Below are 22,070 nucleotides of genomic sequence, written 5' to 3'. Positions count from 1 at the left end.
GGTTACTTCTCGCCGACCTTCAGCAGCTTGTTGGGCGTGCCCTGGCTCGCGTTCTTGATCTTGTCGGCCGTGGCGCCGTCGGTCAGCGCCTTGGCGACCGCGTCCGGCTTGGCGTCCTTGTGGGCGCCCAGGTAGACCGCGGCGGCGCCCGCGACGTGCGGGGTGGCCATGGACGTACCGGAGATGGTCTTGGTGCCCTGGTCGCTGTCGTTCCAGTCCGAGGTGATGTCCGAACCCGGCGCGTAGAGGTCCACGGCGCTGCCGTAGTTGGAGAAGTCGGACTGCTCGTCGGTGTTGGTGCTGGAGGCGACGGTGATGGCCTCCTTGACCCGCGCCGGGGAGCCCTGGCCCGCGTCGGTGGACTCGTTGCCCGCCGCCACGGCGAAGGTGACGCCGGAGGCGACCGCCTTCTGCACCGCCGCGTCCAGCGCCTCGTCGGCGCCGCCGCCCAGCGACATGTTGGCCACCGACGGGCCCTTGTGGTTCTTGGTCACCCAGTCGATGCCGGCGACGACCTGCTCGGTGGAGCCGGAGCCCTGGTCGTCCAGCACGCGCACGGCCACGATCTTGGCCTTCTTGGCGACGCCGTGCGCCTTGCCGGCGATGGTGCCCGCGACATGGGTGCCGTGGCCGTTGCCGTCGGTGGCGTCGTTGTCGCCGTCCACCGCGTCGAAGCCGGAGGACGCGCGGCCCTCGAAGTCCTGGTGCGAGGTGCGCACGCCGGTGTCGATGACGTACGCGGTGACGCCCTCACCCGCGCTGTCGGGGTAGGTGTACTTCTTGTCGCCCTGGGTGTCCGCCTGGTCGATGCGGTCCAGGCCCCACGACGGCGGGTTGTCCTGGGTGGCGTTGACGTGGAACTTCTTGTTCTGCACGACCTTGTCGACGGCCGGGTCGGCGGCCAGGCGGCGGGCCTCCTCGGCGCTGAGGCCGGTGGCGGAGAAGCCGTTCAGCGCGGCGGAGTAGGTCCGCTTGACCTCGCCGCCGTACTTGCCGGCCAGGTCCTTGTTCTGCTCAGCGTTCTGCTCGCCTGACGCCGCGGCGCCGCGGACCGAGTTCTTGAGCATGACGATGTAGCTGCCGCTGACGGCGCCCTTGGCCTCGGCGCCGTACACCTTGCCCTCGGCGGGCGACGCGCCCGCGGTGACCGCGGTGACGGTGGCGATGCCGCCGGCCGCGACCACCGCGGATATCGCGGTGACGAGCCGCTTCTTGCTGGAACGCTTGTGAGCGTGAGCCATTCGAGGGTTCTCCTCGTTCGGGGTGTGGGGGGAAAACGTTGCGCAACAGCCCGGACGGAGAACAAGATCTCCGCCGGGCTGGCTCGAAACCCTGTCGGATTGACGCGACCAATTCAAGGCCGACCGGGCGTTGTGAGATAGACAACAACGTTGCGTAATTGCAAAGGACCGCAGAAGGGGTCAAATGCGCCCCCGCACCACCGGACGACGGGTCAACTCCGTTTACATTCCGGCAACATGGCGCAGGTCAGAGGCGGTTAGGGTCGCCCAGTTACCCTCGGTACGGCGACCTCCGGCCGAATGCCGCGCCCCCGCCCGGCGTTGCGGCACGGAGGCGGTCGATGGCACGGCACCGGTTTCGCCACCGATTTCTTTACGGGTCAACAATCCCCGGTCCGCGCACGCCTCAATCCCCGTCGCGGTGCCCGCCGGGGGTGACGCCACTCACTTTGCGCCACCCCCGGCCCAATCCGCCATTAACGCACCGCATTTCCTCCGGTACGCCATGCGACGAAAAGCCTGTACCACTCGCCCTACTTATTGGGAATGCGGCGATATTCCGTTACAGAACACCCACTTCACCCCGGGGCAGCTCGTTCTCGATGAGATCCGCCGCGCGCTGCGCGCCGCCCTCCGCCGCCACTTCCCGCCGTATCCGTTCCGAAACGGCCGCGACCTGCGCATCGTTCACCAGGCCCAGCACCGCTTCACGCAGGACCCGCGCCGTGGCCTCCTCCTTCGGGACGTGCCGGGCGACCCCGAGCCCCTGGAGGATGTCCGCGTTCATGAACTGGTCGACGGCCTGCGGTACGCACACCATCGGCACCCCGTTGGCCAGCCCTTCCTGGCTGCCGCCCATCCCCGCATGGGTGATGAAGGCGTCCGCCTGCCGCAGCACGGCGAGCTGCGGCACCCAGTGGTGCACCTCGAAGTTGTCCGGGATCGTGCCGAGTTCGGACACGTCCACGTGCTTGCCGACCTGAAGCACCACATGCCAGCCCGGCAGGCCGCCGAACGCCTCGATGCACTCCCGGTAGAAACCGGGCTCCTTGGTGAAGGAGGAGCCGAGCGAGACGAGGAGCACCTTGGCGTCCGCGGCCAGGCCGTCCGGCCGCCGCCAGTCGCCCTGGTGGCTGCGGTCGCCGTGGCAGGCGCCGACGAAGGCGAACCGGGTGTGGTCGACGCGGTCGGCGTGCGGCTGCATGGCGCGCGGGATCAGGGCGATGCCGCGGGCGGGTGCGGTCGCGATCCGTTCGGGGTCGGTGACCTCTGCCATGCCCTGCTCTTCGAGCCAGCGGCAAAAGCGCCCGTAGTACGCCCGGCCGCGCTCGGAGCCGTGCAGATCGACGCTCATCTGCTCGCCCATATCCGCCTCGAAGCCCTCCCAGACGACCATGTGCGGAGCGAGCTGCACGGCGGGCACGCCCCAGCGGTGGGCGAGGACCTGCGCGGGATAGGCGGTGGTGTCGTGCAGGACGAGGTCCGGCTCGTCGCCCTCGTAGGCCGCGGCGAGCTGCGGCAGAGCCTGGATGGCGTCGTCGAGGAACAGGTCCATGGCGCTGAGCATGTCGGCGCCCCACGACGCCGGGTCCTCGTCGGTGGGCAGCGTCGAGTTCCAGCACTTCGGCTCGGCCCCGGTCGCGGCGACGGTCTCGGCGAAGGACGGGGGGATGGCGTAGGTGACGCGGTGCCCGCGGGCGACGAGCTCCCGGATGACCTCCAGGCTCGGGTTGACGTGCCCGTGGGCGGGGATGCTGAACATCGCGATGTGGGCGGGCCGGTGGGTGCGGGCGGGGGACGGTAAAGGACTCATGCCCGGAACCGTAAGCGAGACGGTGCGTCTCGGGCAATCGGTGCAGAAGGATACTGGTGCGAATAGGGGGGGGTGCGGCGCCGGTACGGGGCCGTGCGGCCCCGTACGCGGCCGTCAGCGCTGATACCGGGCCAGCACCAGGTTCCCGTCGTGGACGAGGCGTTGGCGCAGCTCGTCCAGGTCGATCGCGCCGCTGTAGTACTCCTGGAACCCCGGCGTCGCGATCTTGTCCTTCCACTCCGGGTAGCCGCGCACCGACTGCGCGGGCGCGGCCCGCAGTGTGTCCGCGAGCGCCGTGCCCGTCGCCCAGCCGTGCCGGTCCTCGTGCAGCTCCGGCGCCTTCAGGGCCTCCCGCCCGGTCGGCAGCATCCAGTCCCCGAGGGCGAGCCGGACCATGTTGGGCGGCCTGAGGAGGAAGTCGGCGAAGGCCATCGCCTCCTCCTTGCGGGGGCAGTCCGCCGCGATCGACAGGGTCTGCGGGCTGACGCCCTGGTCCGCGCCGCCGGGCCCCCGGGGCGCGGGCAGCACCGTCCACTCGAAGTCCTTCGGCGCCTGCTGGGCGATCTGCTGCCGGTAGGAGAAGCCGAGCGGCAGGATCGCGTACCGGCCGGCGAAGAAACCGGGCAGCGTGTCGGCGCCGCCCATGCCCAGGGTCGTACGGGCCGCGCTGCGGACGACGTTGACCTGGTCGTGGATGATGCGCGGCACCGCCTGGTCGGCGGCGTCGAACCGGACCTCCGCCCGGCCGTCCGGGCGGCGCCCGACGATCCGGCCGCCGGTGGACAGGGCGAGGTTGAGCGTGACGGAGACCGGTTCCTTCAGCGGCCAGGCGACCCCGTAGCCACCGCCGCCCGTCAGCTCCTTCGCCACCTCCCCGAACTCCTCCCATGTCCAGGGCGCGTCGGCGGACGGCACGCGGACCCCGGAGCGCCGCAGCTTCACCCCGTCGGCGATCAGGACGCGCGGCTCCTGGAGGAAGGGGATGCCGTACACCCGGCCGCCGAAGGTCCCCGACTCCCAGCTGCGGGCCGGGATGTCGTCCTTGAGGCGCCGCGGGAGAAGGCCGGTCAGGTCGGCGAGGTAGCCGCCGTAGGCGAAGTCCGCGAGGTCGTCGGAGGCGTCGTGGATGATGTCCGGCGCCTCGCCGGCCTCGAAGGAGGTGAGCAGCTGGTCGTGGACGGTGGGCCAGGCCCCTTGCACGTACTGGACGGGAATGTCCGGATGCAGCCGGTTCCACTCCGCGACCAGTTGCTTGTTGGCGTCCACGGACTCCTTCTGCCAGGCCAAGGACTGGAAACGGAGCACGCGCCGGCCCGTGTCATCGCGCCGGCCACCGCCGGCCGAGCAGCCGGGCAGCAGGGCGGCGGCGGGCACGGCCGCGGCGGCGGCGAGGAGGGTGCGGCGGCGGGGGCCGGTGCTGCCGGAGCTGCTGCTGACGGAGATGCTGCTGCCGGAGCTGCTGCTGACGGGTTCGGTGCGGGATCCGGGGCCGCCGCCACTGGGCGTACGCATCAGTTCTTCACCGCCCCGGCCAGCATGCCGCCGGTGATCCGGCGCTGGATGACGGCGAACAGCAGCAGGCTGGGCAGCGTGGCGAGCAGGGCCGCCGCGGCGAGCGGGCCGAGGTCGGCGACGCCCTCGGCCCCGAGGAAGTGGGTCAGCACGACCGGCATCGTCTGCTGCTCCGGCGACTTGAGCAGGACGAGCGCGAAGAAGAACTCGTTCCATGCGGTGATGAACGCGAACAGGCCCGTGGCCACGATGCCGGGCGCCAGCAGCGGCCCGGTGACCGAGACCAGGGTGCGCAGCCGGCCCGCGCCGTCCACCGCCGCGGCCTCCTCCAGCTCCGGCGGTACGGCCCGTACGTAACCGGTCAGCATCCACAGCGCGAACGGCAGCGACCACACCACGTACACCAGGACCAGCCCGGCCCGGGAGTCCACGAGGTGCAGGGTCTTCAGCACCAGGAACAGCGGGATGATCAGCAGGACCAGCGGAAACGCCTGGCTGACCACGACCCACCCGGTCGCCGCCCGCGCGAAACGGGTGCGGTGGCGCGCGAGGACGTACGCCATCGGGGTCGCCAGGACGACCGCGACCAGCGCCGAGACCACGGCGGCGAGCAGGCTGTTGGCGGCGGCCTGGAGCAGCGGCTGCTCGTCGAAGGCCGTACGGAAGTTGTCCAGCGTCGGCGCCCGGGGGATCCAGGTGGGGTGCAGGCTGCCCAGTTCGCGCGGCGGTTTGAAGGCGGTGGAGACCAGCCAGAGGAAGGGGAAGGCGAGGAAGACCAGGTAGCAGAACAGGGCCAGATACTGCCCGGCCCGGCCGGCGGTACGGCGGGTGACGGGGCGGCGCCCGGAGGGCGGGGTCTTGCGGGACAGGAAATCGTGGCTCACCGGTCCTCCTCCTCGCCCCTCAGCCGCCGTGAGAGGTAGACGGCCAGCAGGACGGCGATGACCGCGACCATGGCCAGCCCCATCGCGGCGGCGTAACCGAACTGTCCGTACCGGAACGCCTCCTCGTACGCGAACAGCATCGGCAGCCGGGTGCGGCCACCGGGGCCGCCGTCGGTCAGCACGAAGACCAGCGCGAAGGAATTGAAGTTCCAGATGAAGTTGAGCGCCGAGATGGCCAGCGCCACCGGCCTGATCGCGGGCCAGGTGACCGTACGGAAGCGGCGCCAGGCCCCGGCGCCGTCCATCGCGGCGGCCTCGTGCAGTTCGCGCGGCACGTTCTGGAGGCCGGCGAGGAGTGTGACGGTGGTCTGCGGCATGCCCGCCCAGACACCGACGACGACCACGGCGAGCAGGGCGGTGGCCGTACCGCTCAGCCAGTCCGGCCCCTCGTCCGAACCGAGTCCGAGGCTGCGCAGCGTCTCGTTCAGAACGCCCGCGTCCGGGTGGTAGACCAGCCGCCACATGATGCCCACCACCACCTCGGGCATCGCCCAGGGGATGATCGCCAGGGCGCGGGCCAGCCAGCGCATGCGCAGGTCCTGGCCGAGCAGCAGCGCCAGCCCGAGGGCGAGGAAGAACTGCGGGACCGTGACGCCCACCGCCCACACCAGGCCGACCCGGAACGAGTCCCAGAACAGGGTGTCCTGGAGCAGGTCGGAGAAGTTCAGCAGGCCGACCCACTGCGTGGACTCCGTACGCCCCGACTGCGCGTCGGTGAACGCCAGCCCGATCCCGTACAGCAGCGGGCCCACGCTCAGCACGAGGATCGGGATGAGCGCGGGCGCCACCAGGAACCACGTACCGCGGGCGGACGGGTGTCCGCTCCCCGGCGTGACCCGGCCGCGGCCGGGCCCCGACCACGGCCCGCCGGGCGCCGCCACCCCCTTCGTCCCCGTCCCCCCTCTCGTCCCCGTACGCCCTCGCTTCCGACCGGGACCCTCTGGATCCAACGCGTCTCCCCCGTCTGCTCACCCGGACGGCACCGCCGACCGCGAACGATTCCGCCCAGGACGCCACCGACCACCACGAACGGACCACGCCTCGCCGGGCGGAACGGCGCAGGTGGCCGCCGTCATCGTCATGACGGCACCCGCCGCAGTCAAGCACCGGGCGCCCCCGGCTGCCCGGGGGCGGGACCTGCGACACTGGTGGCGATCACGGACCGCAGGAGGCCGCCCGCATGACCGCACCGAGCACCACCCCGTTCACGGAGGCGCACGCCCGGGGCATCCTGGCCGCGGCCGGACGGCCCGAAGCCGCCGCCGACGCCCGGCTGCTGTCACTCGGCGAGAACGCGGTGTTCGCCGTGGGCGACAGCGGTCCGGTCGTACGGGTCGGGCGCAGCGCCGAACTCCTGGAGCGCGCCGAGCGGGAACTGGGCGTCGCCGTGTGGCTGGCGGAGCAGGGCGTGCCGGCGGTACGCGCGGCCGAGCCGACGGCCCGGCTGGTGAACGGCCACCCGGTCACGTTCTGGGAGCGGCTGCCGGAGCCGGTACGCCCCGCCGAACCGGCCGATCTGGCCGCCCTGCTGCGCCTGGTGCACGCGCTGCCCGAGCCGCCGTTCACCCTGCCCCGGCGGGATCTGCTGGGCGGTGTGGAGCGCTGGCTGCGGCTGGCCGGCGACGCGGTCTCGGCGCGGGACGCCGAGTATCTGCGGGGCCGCCGCGACGCGTTCGCCGCTGCCGCCACCGCGCTGGAACCGCATCTGCCGCGCGGCCCCGTCCACGGTGACGCGCTGACCCGTAACGTCCATGTGGGCCCCGAGGGCCCGGTGCTCGTCGATCTCGAAACCTTCTCCTCCGATCTGCGGGAACACGATCTCGTCGTGATGGCCCTCAGCCGCGACCGCTACGGCCTGCCCGCCGCGGCGTACGACACGTTCGTGCGGGTCTACGGCTGGGACGTGCGCGACTGGGAGGGCTGTGCGGTGCTGCGCGGCTCCCGGGAGACGGCCAGCTGTGCCTGGGTCTCCCAGCACGCCCCCGGCAACCCCGCCGCCCTCGACGAATTCCGCCGCCGTATCGCCTCCCTCCGCGAGGGCGACACGACCGTGCGGTGGTATCCCTTCTGACGCTCCGGTCTGCCGTGCCGGTCCCACGTGCGTGCCGACCTGACGTACCGGCGGCCCGGTCCGGTCCCCCGCCTCACACACCGCCGCGTGAGGGCGACGCCTGCGCCGGCCGCTCCGCGGCCCGGTCGCGCGACTGCTGGTACGGGATCAGCGGCCAGGCCGCCTCGACTGTCGCCGCCGGGTCACCGGAGCGCCGCAGATACCGCTGGAACGAAGCGGCCTGTTCGGCCGCCGCCTTCTCCTGGAGGGCGTGCAGCGCCGCCGGCGCCTGTGCGGCCACCGCCGGGTGACGCTCGCCGATCCGCCGGGCCACGCCGGCCGCGGCCACCGCGTCCGCGCCCGCTTCGTGCGCGGCCTCCAGCGGGACGCCGTAATGCAGGCAGAGGGCCTGGAGCGTGCGCTTGCCCTTGCGGTAGCGGTCGACGTGCTTGTCCAGCACCAGGGGGTCGATGACCGGCGCGGGCCGGCGGCCGAGCCGCTCGGCGAGCGTCCGCAGGCCGTACCGGCGGCACTCGCGGTCCAGCAGCGAGAGGTCGTACCGCGCGTTCATCACCACCAGCGGTATGCCCGCCTCCAGCGCTCCGGCGAGGGACCGGGTGATCTCCTCTATGCCGTCCGCCGCCGACCGGCCGTGTGCCCGGACGTGAGCGGTCGTCATGCCGTGTATGGCCGCGGCCTCCTCGGGAACCGGTACGCCGGGGTCGAGCAGCCAGGTCTCCCGCAGGGCCTCCCGGCCGTCCGCCTCCAGCCTTATGAGCGCGGCGGTGACGATGCGGTCGTGCTCGACGTCCGTGCCGGTGGTCTCCAAGTCGAAGCTGACGAGCAGCCCTTGATGCCAGCCCATGACGGCCTCCTTCGGTGTTGCTTCCCCCGTGTTCCCCTACTCTCCCACGCGACACTGACAACGCCCCGCCCCCGCCCGGCCCGGGAACCGGTGCAGCATTGTCCCGGGACCGCGTACCGTGCGCCCCACCCGTACGACCGCGTGCACCGAGCCGCCGGGCAACGGCACCTCACGCACCCCTGTCCACCCCTCGCACCAGTTCCTCGGCCGTCATCGCGGTGCCTTCTTCGAAGGCCGTGGTGAAGGCCGTGCCGCTCCCCAGGCCTTGGCGTATGCGGGCCGTGATGCGGTCCACGTCCCAGCGTTCGGCGGGTGGCAGCGGGGTGCCCGCGCCTGCGCGGATGGCGGTGGCGTGGCCCAGGAGGCGGGCGGCGTGGGTGGGGTGGCCGGAGAGGGATCGGGCGCCGGCCAGGCCTTCCAGGGCGAGGGCCACCGCACGTGGGTCGCCGGTGGCGCGGGCCGCCTCGTAGCCGTCGAGGTGGAGGCGGCGGGCCGCTTCGGCGTCACCGCGCAGTTCGGCCGTGAAGCCCAATTCGGCCAGGATCAGGGCCGTACCCGGGTCGCCGTCCCGGCTGCGGCACCACTCCAGCCAGCGCGCGTGGTGCCGTTCGGCGTCGTCGAGGCGGCCCGCGCGCCGGGCGCCGATGCCCAGGCCCGTCTCGGCGAACATCTCGCCGCGCCGGTGCGACTGCTCGGCGGCCAGCCGCAGTCCCCGTTCGTGGTGTTCGCGCGCCGCCTCCAGGTCGCCGGTCAGCAGGGCGATGCGGCCGAGGCCGGAGTGCTTGTACGACGCCTGGATCCACAGGCCCAGTTCCTCGGCGCCGCACAGGCCGTCCCGGTGCAGCCGGGCGGCGCGGCCGTAGTCGCCGCTGATCTCGGCGAGCGTCCCGAGCACTTCGGCCGCCTGCAACTGGCCCCACCGGTCGCCCAGTTCCCGGAAGAGGACCGCGCTTTCCTCGGCATCCCGCCGGCGCGCCGCAAGCCCTTCACGCACGGCGCCGGGAGCCGCGTACTGGCCCTGGGCGCGGCTGCTGAGGACGGCTGCCGTCCCCCAGCGGTCGCCCAGCGCCCGGAAGGCCGTCAGCGCGCGCGACAGCCGTTCGCGGGCGACTGCCGGGTCCCCCAGACCGACCTGGGCGTAGGTCAGGAACCACAGGGCCCAGGCGTGACCGGCCGGGTCGACGGTCGCCTGGTCGCCGGCCTCAGGCGCGTACTGCTTCAGTACGGCGTCGGCCCGGGCCACCGGATCGGTGTCGCTGCCTGCCAGCGAGGCCATGCCGACCTGCCAGACCATGGCCCGCAGGCGCAGCCCGTCGGGTACGGAGGAGGAGGCCGCCGCGTCCAGCGCCGTCGCCAGCGCGCGACCCGCCTCGCCGAGGCGGCCGCGCAGGAACCAGTACCAGGACAGGGCGTTGACCAGGCGCAGCGCGCGCTCCGCCGCACCCTCCTGGACCGCGTTGTCCAGGGCCGCACGCAGGTTGGCGGTCTCCGCGTCGAGCCGTGCCAGCCATTCGCGCTGCCCTGTGCCGTACAGGAAGGGTTCCGCGCGTTCGGCCAGCGCGGTGTGGTGGACGCTGTGGCGCCGCCGTACCGCCTCCCACTCGCCCGCCTCGCGGAGCCGTTCGAGGCTGTACGCGGCCACCGACTCCAGCAGCCGGTAACGCGGGCGGCGCGGGCCCTCCGCAACCACCACCAGGGAGCGGTCCACCAGCCGCGCCAGCAGAGCTGCCACGTCCCCTGACCGTACGCCGCCGCCCGCGCACACCTCCTCGGCCGCCCGGAGCGTGCAGCCGTCAGCGTGCACGGCGAGCCGCCGCAGGACGGTCCGTTCGTCGGCGGACAGCAGCTCCCAGCTCCAGTCGATCATCGCGCGCAGGGTCTGCTGACGCGGCGGCGCCCCGCGGCGGCCCGCGCCCAGCAGCCGGAACCGGTCGTCCAGCCGCGCGCTCAGCTCCCGCACGCCGAGGGCCCGTACGCGGGTCGCGGCCAGTTCCAGCGCGAGCGGAATGCCGTCGAGGCGGCGGCAGATGTCCGCGACCGCCGCCGCGTTGCTCTCGCCCCGAGGGTCCAGGGCATCCAGTGCGTCCAGTGCGTCCAGGGCGAAGCCGGGGGCGGTGGCCGCCGCGCGCGCTGCGAAGAGGGCGATGGCGTCGGCCTGTTCCAGGGGCGGCACCGGCCAGACCCGCTCGCCTGCCAGCCCGAGCAGTTCCTGGCTGGTCGCCAGCACCCGCAGGCCGGGCGCGGCTGCCAGCAGGCCCGCCGTGACCTCGGCGACCGCGTCGACGACGTGTTCGCAGTTGTCGAGCAGCAGAAGCAGCCGCTTGTCGCGCACCGCACCCGCCAGGCGCTCGCCGACCGGGCCGGAGGCCGCGCCCTCGCGTACGCCCAGCACCGCGAGCACCGCCTCGGCCAGTTCCGCGGCCGTGCACGCCGCCGTACGGTCCCCGTCCGCGCCGCCCGGCCGCCCGAGCCCCGCCAGCTCAACCAGCAGGACGCCGTCCCGGAACCCGTCGGAGTCGTCCGCGAGCCGCTGCGCGGCCTCCAGCGCCAGCCGCGTCTTGCCCACCCCGCCCGGCCCCGTCAGCGTCACCAGCCGGCCCGCCTCCAGGAGCGCGCATACGTCACGTACCGCGGCGTCCCGCCCGACGAGTTCGGTGAGAGCGGCGGGGAGATTGGTGCGGGGAGCAGCGGCGGGACGGGAAACGGTGGGGGAAGCAGCAGCGGCGGGGCGGGAAACGGTGAGGTGAGCAGAGGGGTGGGCAACGGTGAGGTGAGCAGTGGAGTGGGCAATCATGCTGGAGCGGGCCGGAGGGTGATGTCCCACCTCCCGTCCGATGGACCTCACGCCCGCCACCCCGGGGTCCTGCTCCAATATCGCCTGGTGGACGGCGGTCAGCTCGGGCCCCGGATCGACACCCAGCTCCTCCGCCAGCCGCTCGCGCAGGGTGGCGTACGCGGCCAGCGCCTCGCTCTGGCGCCCCGCGCCGTACAGGGCACGCAGGTGCAGCGCGCACAAACGTTCACGCAGTGGATGACGGGCCACCAGCTCTGCCAGTTCGCCGGTCAGCGGGCCGTGCTCGCCCAGCTCCAGCCGCGCCGCGGCCCGTTCCTCCAGCGCCGTAAGCCGCTGTTCCTCCAGGCGGTCGGCCGCGGCCCGCGCGAAGGGCGCCTCCTCGAACCCGGCGAAGGCCGGACCGCGCCACAGGCCCAGCGCCTCGGTGAGCAGCGCGGCGCGCTCTGCCGGGTCCGGGCTTTCGTACGCGCGGGCCGTCAGCGCGGCGAACCGGCCGGCGTCCACCGCGTCGGCGGCGACATCCAGCTGGTAGCCGGGCGGGCGGGCGGCGACCAGCAGGCGGCCGCCGGGTTCGGCCGTTTCCAGCGCGCGGCGCAGCTGCGAAACCTTGGCCTGAAGAGCGCCGGTGGGATGGGCCGGCAACCGTTCGTCCCACAGGGCGTCGATGAGCCGGGCGGCGCCGACGGCCCGCCCCTGGTGGGCGAGCAGCGCGGCCAGGAGGGCCCGCACTTTCCGTTCGGGTACCCGTACGGGCCGTCCGTCCGCCGCCCGCACTTCCACCGGCCCGAGCACGCCGAATCGCATGCCGCAACGGTACCCGGCCACCCGCCCGCACCGGCCGCCACCTGCGCGGCTGCCGCAGTGGTGACATGCCCGCCCCGTCTGCTACGCCAGTGCCATGGACGACACCGGAACCCCTCCCGCAACGGAAGCACGCCTCCTGCCCCTGAGGCCCCCGGCCCAGCCGGCCCCCTCAGGAAACCGGCCGGCTGTCCGCCCAAACGTTCTCGAACTCCTCCCGGTACGTCTCGAAAAGGCCGTGATCGTCCTCCCGGTCCGCTCCCTGGCGCAGCACCTCGCGGCCGCCGCCGCGCAGGACCAGGACCGGGGACTCCATGCCGCGGCTGCGGCGCAGGTACGACTGGACGACGGCCACGCCGTCCGGGCCGTCGCCGTCCACCAGGTAGGCCGTGAAGCGCGGGGTCTCGTCGAAGACCTGGATCTCGAAGGCGCCGGGGTCGTGCAGCCGGGCCCGCACGCGCCGCATGTGCAGGATGTTCATCTCGATGGAGCGGCTCATCTCGCTCTTCTTCAGGCCCAGTTCCCGCTCGCGGCGGCGGACCGCGCTGCTGGCGGGGTTGAGGAAGAGCAGGCGGACGCGGCAGCCGGACTCCGCGAGGCGGACCATGCGGCGGCCGGAGTAGTTCTGCACGAGGAGGTTGAGGCCGATGCCGATGGCGTCCAGGCGGCGGGCGCCGCCGAACAGGTCCTCGGCGGGCAGCTGCCGCTGGAGGCGCACCCGGTCGGTGTGTACGCCGACGACGTCCGCGTACCGGTCGCCGACCAGGTCCTCGACGGCGTCGATGGGCAGCCGTCCGGCGGTGCGGGTGCCGATGCCGGAGCCCAGTATGTCCAGCAGCCGGGCGGAGGCCCTCTCCGCCTGGGCGAGGACGGTGGGGGTCAGGGCACGGTTGCGGGAGACGATGTTGCGGGCCACCTCCAGTTCGTCCAGGGCCAGCTCCACCTCCCGCCGGTCGTCGAAGTACGGCTCGAAACAGGGCCAGTGCTGCACCATCAGCTCGCGCAGCTGCGGGAGCGTCAGAAAGCTGAGGATGTTGTCGTCGGCGGGGTCCAGCAGATAGCCCTTGCGGCGGCTGACCTCGCGGACCGCCACAGCGCGCTGGACCCACTCCTGGCCGGTGGGCCCGGCGGCGGCGATCACCCACTCGTCGCCGTGCACCGGCTCGTAGACGGGGCACAGCACCGCCGCCACCACGGCCCGCAGCCGCTGTTCGACGAGGTTCAGCCAGATGTAGGCGCGCCCGGCCCGCCGCGCGCGCGTGCGCACCTCGCTCCAGGCCTCGGCGCCCCAGTCCAGCTCCGCGCCGATCTCCATCGGCCGGGCCAGGGACACCGCCCCGGGCGGGACGTCGGCGGAGCCGCCGTCGGGTCCCTCATGACCGTCCTGGCCTTCATGGCCGTCGTCACCAGGGGGCAACTCCAGCCCGCCCGAGCTCACCCGCACACCGCCTTCCGAACCCCCGTGCCAACGATCAAGGCAGACTACTGCGGGTCCGGGAGGCGGTGCAGCAGGATGGATCGAGTCCCGCGCCAACTCCCCTTATTCGACGTGACCGTTGTGTCCGGAAAGCTCGGGCGGAGTGAGCGGATTCATAGCGGTCACATCGCGCGGGGCGAGCTGGAAGCCCTGCCAGTGGACAGGCATGGGCTCCTGGTCCTCGTCCCGGGCGATGTGGTGGTAGCCGATGTTGACCCACGCGATGGGGTGGCGGAGCGGCTGGCCGTTGACCCATCGGTCGACGCTGTTGCCCGCGCCGGTGCCGCAGTTCGCCAGGTTGTTGCTGGCGAACTGTTCGCACGTGTTGTACTCGGTGAAGTACACGTCGTGCTTGGTGAAGGCGCGTCCGGTGTACTTGCTGGAGCGGCCGGGGACGATCTCGTACGACCGGGGGTGGCCGTCCTTGTTCTTGCCGACATTGCTGACCACCCGCCACCAGCGGGCCGGCCCGGCGTCCCCCGCCAGCTCCTTGGCCACCGGCGTGCGGACCGTCTTCGTCTTGGGGACCTGCCCGGCGCCCCCCGGGGTGGTGGTCGAGTCGAACTGCTCGACGCGGTTGGCCGACGAGCCGTCCAGGCCGAAGTTCAGGCGCCAGAAGACGTTGTGGCTGTGGCTGGTGGCGTAGCTCTTGGCGCCCTTGCCGATCGGCCAGCCGCGGCCGTCGCCCGCGTCGTAGTCCGCCGGCGAGAGCGTGCCGGTGGCGCCGACCTGCATGTTCATCGTGCCGTCTCCGGAGAAGCGCCACTCGACGATGTATTCGTACCACCCGGTCTTGTTGACCGTGTACACGAGCAGGTCCTTGCCCTGGACCTGCTGGATCTTCGTGGTCTCGCCGGGGTAGCGGCCCAGGCGGTAGGCGTGGCCGCGGGCGCGCGTGGTGACGCACAGGCCGTTGACGTACGGGTGCTCCGGGTCCCAGGCGCCCGGCACCTTGACCGACTTGATGGTGCCGCCGGGACACTCGCCCGGGTCCAGCGTCTGCAGACCCTGGGCGAAGCTCTGCCCGGTGAGGTCGTCGTACTCGTTGCCCCCGTCGTCGTACGGGACGTGGATCTGGGCCAGCTTCGCGGTGGTCAGCACCTGGATCGGCCGGGGCTCGCCCTTGGGCTGGTACGAGACGTTGTCCAGGACCAGCCCGGCGTTGGCCTCGTAGTGCCAGCACATGCGCCAAGTGGTGCCGCCTTCGAGAGTCTGCGTGATGCTGTACGGGGTACTGCACCCAGCGGCGGTGGGGGCGGGGGCCGCCGGCGCGGCCTGGGCGGCGGCCGGTCCGGCCGTCAGCGCCGCCGTACCGAGCAGCAGCGGCGCGGCGAGCAGCGCGACGCGCCGGGCACGTGCCCGGCGGGCAAGGACGGGGGAACGGGCAGGCACACGGGCGGGTCCGTGGTGGACGCGGGCACGGCGGAAGGATCTTTCGTGCATGGAAACGCTCCTGTACGACGGTGATACGGAAGCCGCGGAGGCTTCCGAGGACGCGGGTGCGGGGTGCCGCACGGCTGCCGCCGGACGGCGGGAAGGCCGGGTCGGGCCGGGGCGCCGTACCGGGACACCGCCGGGCGGCTCAGTCCAGCCGGCCGACCGTGCGCGCGCTGAGGTCGATCACGTAGCGCCGGGTGTCGATCCACTGGCCGTTGCGCACCTTCGTGAAGAGCCGCACGCAGCGGTGCTGCCCACAGGCGCGCAGCTTCTCCGGAGCCGGTCCCTCCGCCGCTCCTCGGTAGACGAAGCCGGACACGGCCAGCTGGCCGGGGCCGGTGAGGTCCTTTCCGGTGGCGTGCTTGTAGTCCTTCCGCAGGCCCTCCCCCTCGGGCGCGGCGATCAGCAGACCGGCCGCCGCCTCGCTCTCCGCCCGGTCGGGCGGCGGCTGCACGCCGTGCCGGCTGTCGGTCTTCTCCACCTTCCCGGTGGTGAGGTTGACGGTCTTGGTCACGTACGCGTCGGACCGGTAGTCGTAGAACGACACGTTCGCCCGGCGCGGCGGGTCGGCGCGGCCGGACTCCTCCGGACCCAGCTCGGCCAGATCGGTGGTCAGCCGCTCCGGCCCGGGTCTGCCCCGGACGTCCTCGGTCGCGCCGCGGAACGCACCGGGCGCCGCCAGGGCCTGCGCCCGCGCGATCTCGTCGTCCGTGAGCGGGTCCCGGCCGACTCCTTCGCGCCCTTCCGCGGGGGCGCGCTCCACGGCCCCCGGCCGCACCTGGCCCGTTTGCGCCCCGGGGTCCGCCGCCGCGGCCGCCCGGCTCCCCCCGCCGGCCGCCCCCGCGTCCCCGGGCAGGGTCACCGCGGCCAGCGCGGCGGTGCCCGCCAGCGCCACGGCCGCGCCCGCCACCACCTTGCCCAGGTGGCGGTGCATCATGTTGCGCACTGTTCCCCCCTGCTGCCTCATGGTGCTCGGCACACATCGGTCGTCCTGTACGACGATCCGACTTCGCCGCGGGTTGCCCGCCTTTCGGCGCAGATCGCGCGAAAAACCAGCCGAATGGGGCAGGTTGAAACAGGAGACGAGCGCAGCACCGTACGCAGCAATCGAACACGGCGACGCACAACCGACGTGATGCCTCCAGGCGTCGCGACGCCCATCGAGGAAGTGGAAGAGTCGACGCATGCAGGTCTGGCCGGGACAGATGTATCCCCTGGGTGCCACGTACGACGGTGCGGGCACCAACTTCGCGGTGTACTCCGAGACGGCGGAACGCATCGAGCTGTCACTGCTGCACGACGACGGCTCGGAGACCGCCGTCGAACTGCGGGAGACCGACGCGTTCGTACGGCACGCCTACCTCCCCGGCATCATGCCGGGGCAGCGGTACGGCTTCCGGGTGCACGGCCCCTACAAACCGGAACGCGGTGCCCGGCACAACTCCGCCAAGCTGCTGCTGGACCCGTACGCAAAGGCGGTCAGCGGCAGCATCGACTGGGACGAGGCGGTGTACGGCTACCACTTCGGCAAGCCGGACAGCCGCAACGACCTGGACTCGGCGCCGCACACCATGACGTCGGTCGTGATCAACCCGTACTTCGACTGGGGTGACGACCGCCCGCCGCGCACCGACTACCACGAGACGGTGCTCTACGAGGCGCACGTCAAGGGCCTGACCATGCTCCACCCCGACCTGCCGGACGACCTGCGCGGCAGCTACGCCGCGCTGGCCCACCCCGCGGTCATCGAGCACCTGACCAAGCTGGGCGTCACGGCCCTGGAGCTGATGCCGGTCCACCAGTTCGTGCACGACCACCGGCTGGTCGACGCGCAGCTGGCGAACTACTGGGGCTACAACACCATCGGCTTCTTCGCCCCGCACAACGCCTACGCGTCCTGGGGCGACCGCGGGCAGCAGGTGCTGGAGTTCAAGTCGGCGGTACGGGCGCTGCACGAGGCCGGCATCGAGGTCATCCTCGACGTGGTCTACAACCACACGGCGGAAGGCAACCACCTCGGCCCGACGCTGTCCTTCCGCGGCCTGGACAACGCCTCGTACTACCGGCTGGCGGACGACCCGCGCTACTACATGGACACCACCGGCACCGGGAACTCGCTGCTGATGCGCAGCCCGCACGTCCTCCAGCTGATCATGGACTCGCTGCGCTACTGGGTGACGGAGATGCGGGTGGACGGGTTCCGTTTCGACCTGGCGGCGACGCTGGCCCGGCAGTTCCACGAGGTGGACCGGCTGTCGTCGTTCTTCGACCTGGTGCAGCAGGACCCGGTGGTCAGCCAGGTCAAGCTGATCGCCGAGCCGTGGGACGTGGGCGAGGGCGGCTACCAGGTGGGCAACTTCCCGCCGCTGTGGACCGAGTGGAACGGCAAGTTCCGCGACACCGTACGGGATCTGTGGCGCGGCGAGCCACGCGCCCTGGCCGAGTTCGGCTCCCGGCTGACCGGCTCCTCCGATCTCTACCAGGGCGACGGACGGCGCCCGCTGGCCTCCATCAACTTCGTCACCTGTCACGACGGCTTCACCCTGCGCGACCTGGTCAGTTACGACGGCAAGCACAACGAGGCCAACGGCGAGGACAACAAGGACGGCGAGAGCTTCAACCGGTCCTGGAACTGCGGCGCCGAGGGGCCGACGGACGACCCCGCCGTACAGGAGCTGCGGGCCCGCCAGATGCGCAACTTCATCGCCACGCTGATGCTGTCGCAGGGGGTGCCGATGCTCAGCCACGGTGACGAGTTCGGGCGCACCCAGCGCGGCAACAACAACGCGTACTGCCAGGACAACGAGCTGACGTGGGTGCGCTGGCCGGGGCCGGGGCCGGACGGGGACGGCACCGGGACTGGGACCGAGACCGCGGAGGAGACCGGCGACGAAGCCGAGGAGGATCCGGAGCTCGCGGCCGTCCGCGAGGAGGACCAGGAGTTCCTGGCCTTCGTCCGGCAGATGGTGTGGCTGCGGCGCGACCACCCGGTGTTCCGGCGGCGGCGCTTCTTCCACGGCCGCCCCATGGAGGGCACCCACGACGAGCTGTCCGACATCGCCTGGTTCACCGCGGAGGGCGAGGAGATGCGGCAGCGGGACTGGCAGGCGGCGCACGCCAAGTCGCTGACGGTCTTCCTGAACGGCAGCGCGATCACCGAGCCGGGCCCGCGCGGCGAGCGCATCACCGACGACTCCTTCCTGCTGATGTTCAACGCGCACGAGGACGAGCGGGAGTTCACGGTGCCGGTCGACCACGGTCGCCAGTGGCAGGCGGTGGTGGACACCGCCCACCCGGAGGCGGTCGCCGACGGCGGCGGTGTCAAGGCCCAGGCCGGCGACCGCCTCCCGCTGCCGGGCCGCAGCATGCTGGTGCTGCAACGGCCCGCCTAGGCGGGAGGGGCACCGGTCGGGATACGCCACGGGCCGTACGGCCGACTCCGCCATTGCGGTGGTTCCCGGTGCTTTCGTACGGCCCCGGCCGGGGGCCGTTCGGCGTAGCCGGGGTGCCCGGTCCGGGCCGTGCCCAGGGCCGACGGGCGGGGGCCTGCGGTCAGGGAAACCGGCGGAGGTCGCCGCCCGGTGCTGTCCGGCGCATACACCCGGGCCGTACGGGCCGTGCGTACGCAGCGCTCCGGTGCCCGGGCGGCCCGGGCCGGATGAAACAACAAGCCGTCCGGCGGGTACGGGTGTTCCCATGACGGCCGAATCCAGTGCGCCACCCACCGCCACTGCGCCTCCCACCGCCACGTACCGGCTCCAGCTCCAGCCGGACCTGCCCTTCGCCGCGGCCGAGAAGGCCGTGCCGTACCTTGCAGCGCTGGGCGTCTCCCACCTCCACCTCTCTCCTGTGCTGGAGGCGGTGCCCGGTTCCACACACGGCTACGACGTGGTGGACCACGCGCGGGTCCGGGCCGAGCTGGGCGGCGAGGAGGGGCTGCGCGCGCTGGCCGCGACGGCCGCGGCGCATGGACTGCGACTGGTGGTGGACACCGTGCCCAACCACATGGCCGTACCCGCGCCGGAGTCGCTGAACGCCGCGCTCTGGGCGGTGCTGCGGGACGGCCCCGCGTCCCCGTACGCCCGCTGGTTCGACATCGACTGGGACGGCGGGCACGGCGGGCGGGTGCTGCTGCCGGTGCTGGGCGGGCGCCTGGGCGACGAGCTGGGGAACATCCGGGTCGACGGCGACGTACTGCGCTATCACGACCACGCCTTCCCCATCCGCCCCGGCACCGAGCGGCTGCCGCTGCCCCGCCTCCTGGACGCGCAGTGGTACCGCCTGTCCTGGTGGCGGCTGGCCCGCAGCGAGATCAATTACCGGCGCTTCTTCACCATTTCGGAGCTGATCGGCGTACGGGTCGAGGACGAGGCGGTCTTCGGGGCGACCCATGCCACGATCCTGCGGCTGCTGCGCGAGGGCGTCGTCGACGGGCTGCGCATCGACCACCCGGACGGCCTGGCCGCCCCCGGCGACTACCTCGCCCGGCTGCACGCCGCCACCGGCGGGCGCTGGACGGTGGTCGAGAAGATCCTGACCGGCCGGGAGCGCCTGCCGCACGGCTGGTCGTGCGCGGGCACCACCGGCTACGACGCGCTGCGGCACCTCGACGGCCTGTTCGTCTGCCCGCTCGGCTCCGGCCGCCTGTTCACCGTCTACCGGGACTTCGTGGCCCCGCTGGCGGACGCGGGCGGCGACTGGGAGGAAACGGTACGCCGCGCCGCCTACGAGGTGGTCACCCACGACCTCGCCGCGGAGGTCGAACGGCTGGTGCGGACCGCCGGACGGGTCAGCGACCAGGCGTCCCGCCAGGGCGACCACGCGCCCTGGGCCCTGCGCACCGCCATCCGCGAGCTGCTGGTCCGGCTGCCCGTCTACCGCCCGTACGCCACCGACCACGCCGGGGCCCGGGACCCGCGGCGCGCCGAGCAGGACGCGGCGATGCTGGCCGAGGCCGCCGCCCGGGCGCGTACGGTCTTCCGCTCGCCGCAGGAGGCGCTGGCCGTGGACCTGGTGCGCGATCTGGCGCTCGGCCTGCTCGGGGACGGCCCGGACTGCGAGGACTTCCGCGCCCGCTTCGCCCAGACCTCCTCCGCGCTGCGCGCCAAGTCCGTGGAGGACACCGCCTTCTACCGCTACGTGCCGCTGCTGTCGGCCTGCGAGGTCGGCGCCGACCCGGGGGCGCCCACGGTGGGCGTGGACACCTTCCACGCGTACTGCGCCCGTATCCAGCGGGACTGGCCGCTGACCTCGACGGTGCTCTCGACGCACGACACCAAGCGCAGCGCCGACGCACGGGCGCGGATCGCCGTGCTGACCGAGTGCCCGGAGCGGTGGCGGGACCTGCTGCGCCGGGCGTCCGCCGGCCCGGGCGAGGGCCCGCAGCCGCCGGACCAGCACCTGGCGTGGACGGCCTGGCAGACCGCCTTCGGCCTGGGCAAGCCGTCCGCCGAACGGCTGATCCCGTCGGTGCTCAAGGCCGTGCGCGAGGCCGGGCTGCAGACGTCCTGGACGGAACAGGACGCCGGGTACGAGGAGGCGGTCGGCGAGTTCCTGCGCGCGGGGCCGTGCGGTCCCGCGGCATCCTTGCTCACCGAGCTGGCCGCCGACCTCGCGCCGTACATCCGCGCCAACGTGCTGAGCGCGGCGCTGCTCCACCTGACGATGCCCGGCGTGCCGGACCTCTACCAGGGCACCGAGACCGAGTTCACCGCCCTGGTCGACCCCGACAACCGCCGCCCGCCCCGGCTGCGCGCCGATCTGCTCACCGAACTGGACGACGGGGCCGACCCGCAGGACCTCTCCGCGGAGAAGCTGCTGCTGACGGCCAGGGCGCTGCGTCTCCGCCGCGACCGTCCCGACTGGTTCGGTGTCCACGGCACGTACACCCCCCTGCACGCCGACGGCTCGGCGGCCGGCCACTGCCTGGCCTTCGTCCGCGCCGGACGGGCCGTGACGGTGGCCACCCGCCTCTCCCTCCGGCTGGCCGAGGACGGCGGCTGGCGCGACACGGAACTGACCCTTCCGGGCCCGGGCCCGTGGCACGACCTGCTCACCGGCCGGGAGGTGCCGGGACCGGTGGTCTGCCTGCGTGAGCTGCTGGCACGGTATCCGGTGGCGCTGCTGGTGGGAGAGGGCTGACGCCCGAGGCGTACGGACCCGACCGCGCGACGACTGCCCGGTGCGAAACCGGAGGGGGAACGGAAGTCGTCTGCCCAATGCGGAACCGGAGGAGCAACGGCAGTCGTCTGCCCAGTGGTCGACTCCGAGGAGTACGTAGAGTGCGTATCTACATCAGCGCGGACATGGAAGGCGTCACGGGGCTCGTCGACGCCGACGACGTCCAGCCGGGCGGGCGGGATTACGAACGCGGACGGCTGATGATGGCGGAGGACGTGAACGCCGCCGTCCGGGGTGCGGTCGCCGCCGGTGCGACGGACATCGTCGTCAACGACGCGCACGGGCCCATGCGCAACCTGCTGCCCGAGGCCCTGCATCCGGCGGCGCGGCTCATCCGCGGCAAGCCCAAGCAGATGGGCATGCTCGAAGGGCTCACACCGGAGCACGACGCCGTGGTCTGCGTCGGCTACCACGCGCGGGCGGGCACGCTCGGTGTGCTCAGCCACAGCTTCATGGGCCATGAGATCGAGGACATCTGGCTGGACGGCCGCCCCGTGGGCGAGATCGGCCTGGCGCAGGCCACCGCGGCGGCCCTCGGCGTGCCCGTGGTGGCCCTCACCGGTGACGACGGCGCCTGTACGGAGGCGAAGGAGTGGGACGACTCGATCGCCACCGCCGCCGTGAAGCAGGCGCACGACCGTTTCGCCGCCGCGCTGCTCCCGGATTCGGAGGCCCGCCGGGCCATCGAAGAGACGGTCGCCGCCGCGCTCTCCACGCCGCCGCGGGCGCCCGAGCCACCGCCGGCCCCGTGCGTCCTGACCGTCCGCTGGCAGTCCGCATCGGTGGCCGTGACACTGCTGGGGATACCCGGGGTGACCTCGGTGGACGGCCGGACCGTACGGGCGCGCGGGGCGCTTGCCGATCTGTACCGGCTCTTCGGGGTGTGGATGCGGGTGGCGGCTTCGCTGACCCGTCAGCAGCCGTATTGCTGACCGGTTGGCGGTCGCGTCGTCGCC

General features: G+C 72.9%; 14 protein-coding genes. 4 read left to right on the top strand and 10 right to left on the bottom strand.

Going from position 1 to position 22,070, the window contains the following annotated elements:
• Positions 1–2: 2 nt before the first annotated feature.
• The 5 genes from IH45_RS0110805 to IH45_RS0110785 all read right to left on the bottom strand — a co-directional run bounded on the left by IH45_RS0110805 (position 3) and on the right by IH45_RS0110785 (position 6,391).
• Positions 3–1,241 (bottom strand): S8 family peptidase, encoded by a 1,239-nt coding sequence (locus IH45_RS0110805; RefSeq protein WP_030665152.1) that lies wholly within the window; start codon positions 1,239–1,241, stop codon positions 3–5.
• A gap of 562 nt (positions 1,242–1,803) precedes the next feature.
• Positions 1,804–3,054: a macrolide family glycosyltransferase gene (locus tag IH45_RS0110800; RefSeq protein ID WP_050514716.1), complete on the bottom strand. Its 1,251-nt coding sequence runs from the start codon at positions 3,052–3,054 to the stop codon at positions 1,804–1,806.
• 114 nt (positions 3,055–3,168) lie between these two features.
• Positions 3,169–4,566, bottom strand: coding sequence for an ABC transporter substrate-binding protein (locus IH45_RS0110795; protein WP_107058612.1), 1,398 nt, complete (start codon positions 4,564–4,566; stop codon positions 3,169–3,171).
• Positions 4,566–5,435, bottom strand: a complete 870-nt coding sequence (locus IH45_RS0110790) for a carbohydrate ABC transporter permease (RefSeq protein ID WP_050514726.1) — start codon at positions 5,433–5,435, stop codon at positions 4,566–4,568. Before IH45_RS0110790 ends, IH45_RS0110795 begins: the two co-directional genes overlap by 1 nt.
• An 11-nt stretch (positions 5,436–5,446) precedes the next feature.
• Positions 5,447–6,391, bottom strand: a complete 945-nt coding sequence (locus IH45_RS0110785; protein WP_030665141.1) for a carbohydrate ABC transporter permease — start codon at positions 6,389–6,391, stop codon at positions 5,447–5,449.
• Positions 6,392–6,690: 299 nt separating this feature from the next.
• Between IH45_RS0110785 and IH45_RS0110780 the strand changes: the two genes are divergently transcribed.
• Positions 6,691–7,581: an aminoglycoside phosphotransferase family protein gene (locus IH45_RS0110780; RefSeq protein ID WP_030665138.1), complete on the top strand. Its 891-nt coding sequence runs from the start codon at positions 6,691–6,693 to the stop codon at positions 7,579–7,581.
• Positions 7,582–7,654: 73 nt separating this feature from the next.
• On the opposite strand, the gene IH45_RS0110775 is transcribed toward IH45_RS0110780, so the two are convergent.
• The 5 genes from IH45_RS0110775 to IH45_RS0110755 form a co-directional block, all read right to left on the bottom strand.
• Positions 7,655–8,425: an exonuclease domain-containing protein gene (locus tag IH45_RS0110775; protein ID WP_030665135.1), complete on the bottom strand. Its 771-nt coding sequence runs from the start codon at positions 8,423–8,425 to the stop codon at positions 7,655–7,657.
• A 169-nt stretch (positions 8,426–8,594) separates the two neighbouring features.
• Complete coding sequence (locus tag IH45_RS0110770; RefSeq protein ID WP_030665132.1) at positions 8,595–12,023, bottom strand: AfsR/SARP family transcriptional regulator; 3,429 nt, start codon at positions 12,021–12,023, stop codon at positions 8,595–8,597.
• A gap of 169 nt (positions 12,024–12,192) precedes the next feature.
• Entirely contained in the window at positions 12,193–13,458 is a 1,266-nt protein-coding gene (locus IH45_RS0110765) for an SAV2148 family HEPN domain-containing protein (RefSeq protein WP_030665129.1), read from the bottom strand.
• Positions 13,459–13,560: 102 nt separating this feature from the next.
• Positions 13,561–14,940: a copper amine oxidase gene (locus IH45_RS0110760; protein WP_234440496.1), complete on the bottom strand. Its 1,380-nt coding sequence runs from the start codon at positions 14,938–14,940 to the stop codon at positions 13,561–13,563.
• 139 nt (positions 14,941–15,079) lie between these two features.
• A complete protein-coding gene (locus IH45_RS0110755) occupies positions 15,080–15,871 on the bottom strand; it encodes a Tat pathway signal sequence domain protein (RefSeq protein ID WP_394298667.1) in 792 nt (263 codons plus the stop codon).
• Positions 15,872–16,118: 247 nt separating this feature from the next.
• On the opposite strand from IH45_RS0110755, the gene glgX reads away from it, so the two are divergent.
• From glgX to IH45_RS0110740, 3 genes are all read left to right on the top strand, one after another.
• Positions 16,119–18,326 carry a glycogen debranching protein GlgX gene (gene glgX / locus IH45_RS0110750; protein ID WP_030665120.1) on the top strand — a complete coding sequence of 736 codons (2,208 nt, stop codon included), beginning with the start codon at positions 16,119–16,121 and terminating at the stop codon, positions 18,324–18,326.
• A 304-nt stretch (positions 18,327–18,630) separates the two neighbouring features.
• Positions 18,631–21,075 carry a malto-oligosyltrehalose synthase gene (gene treY / locus IH45_RS0110745; protein ID WP_030665117.1) on the top strand — a complete coding sequence of 815 codons (2,445 nt, stop codon included), beginning with the start codon at positions 18,631–18,633 and terminating at the stop codon, positions 21,073–21,075.
• Positions 21,076–21,215: 140 nt separating this feature from the next.
• Positions 21,216–22,046, top strand: coding sequence for a M55 family metallopeptidase (locus tag IH45_RS0110740; protein ID WP_030665116.1), 831 nt, complete (start codon positions 21,216–21,218; stop codon positions 22,044–22,046).
• The last annotated feature ends 24 nt before the right edge of the window (positions 22,047–22,070 follow it).

Origin of the sequence: Streptomyces rimosus subsp. rimosus (genome assembly GCF_000720725.1) — a bacterium.
Lineage (GTDB): Bacteria > Actinomycetota > Actinomycetes > Streptomycetales > Streptomycetaceae > Streptomyces > Streptomyces rimosus_A.
Note: the sequence above shows the minus strand (reverse complement) of the source record. Positions and strands in the feature narration are given on the sequence as shown.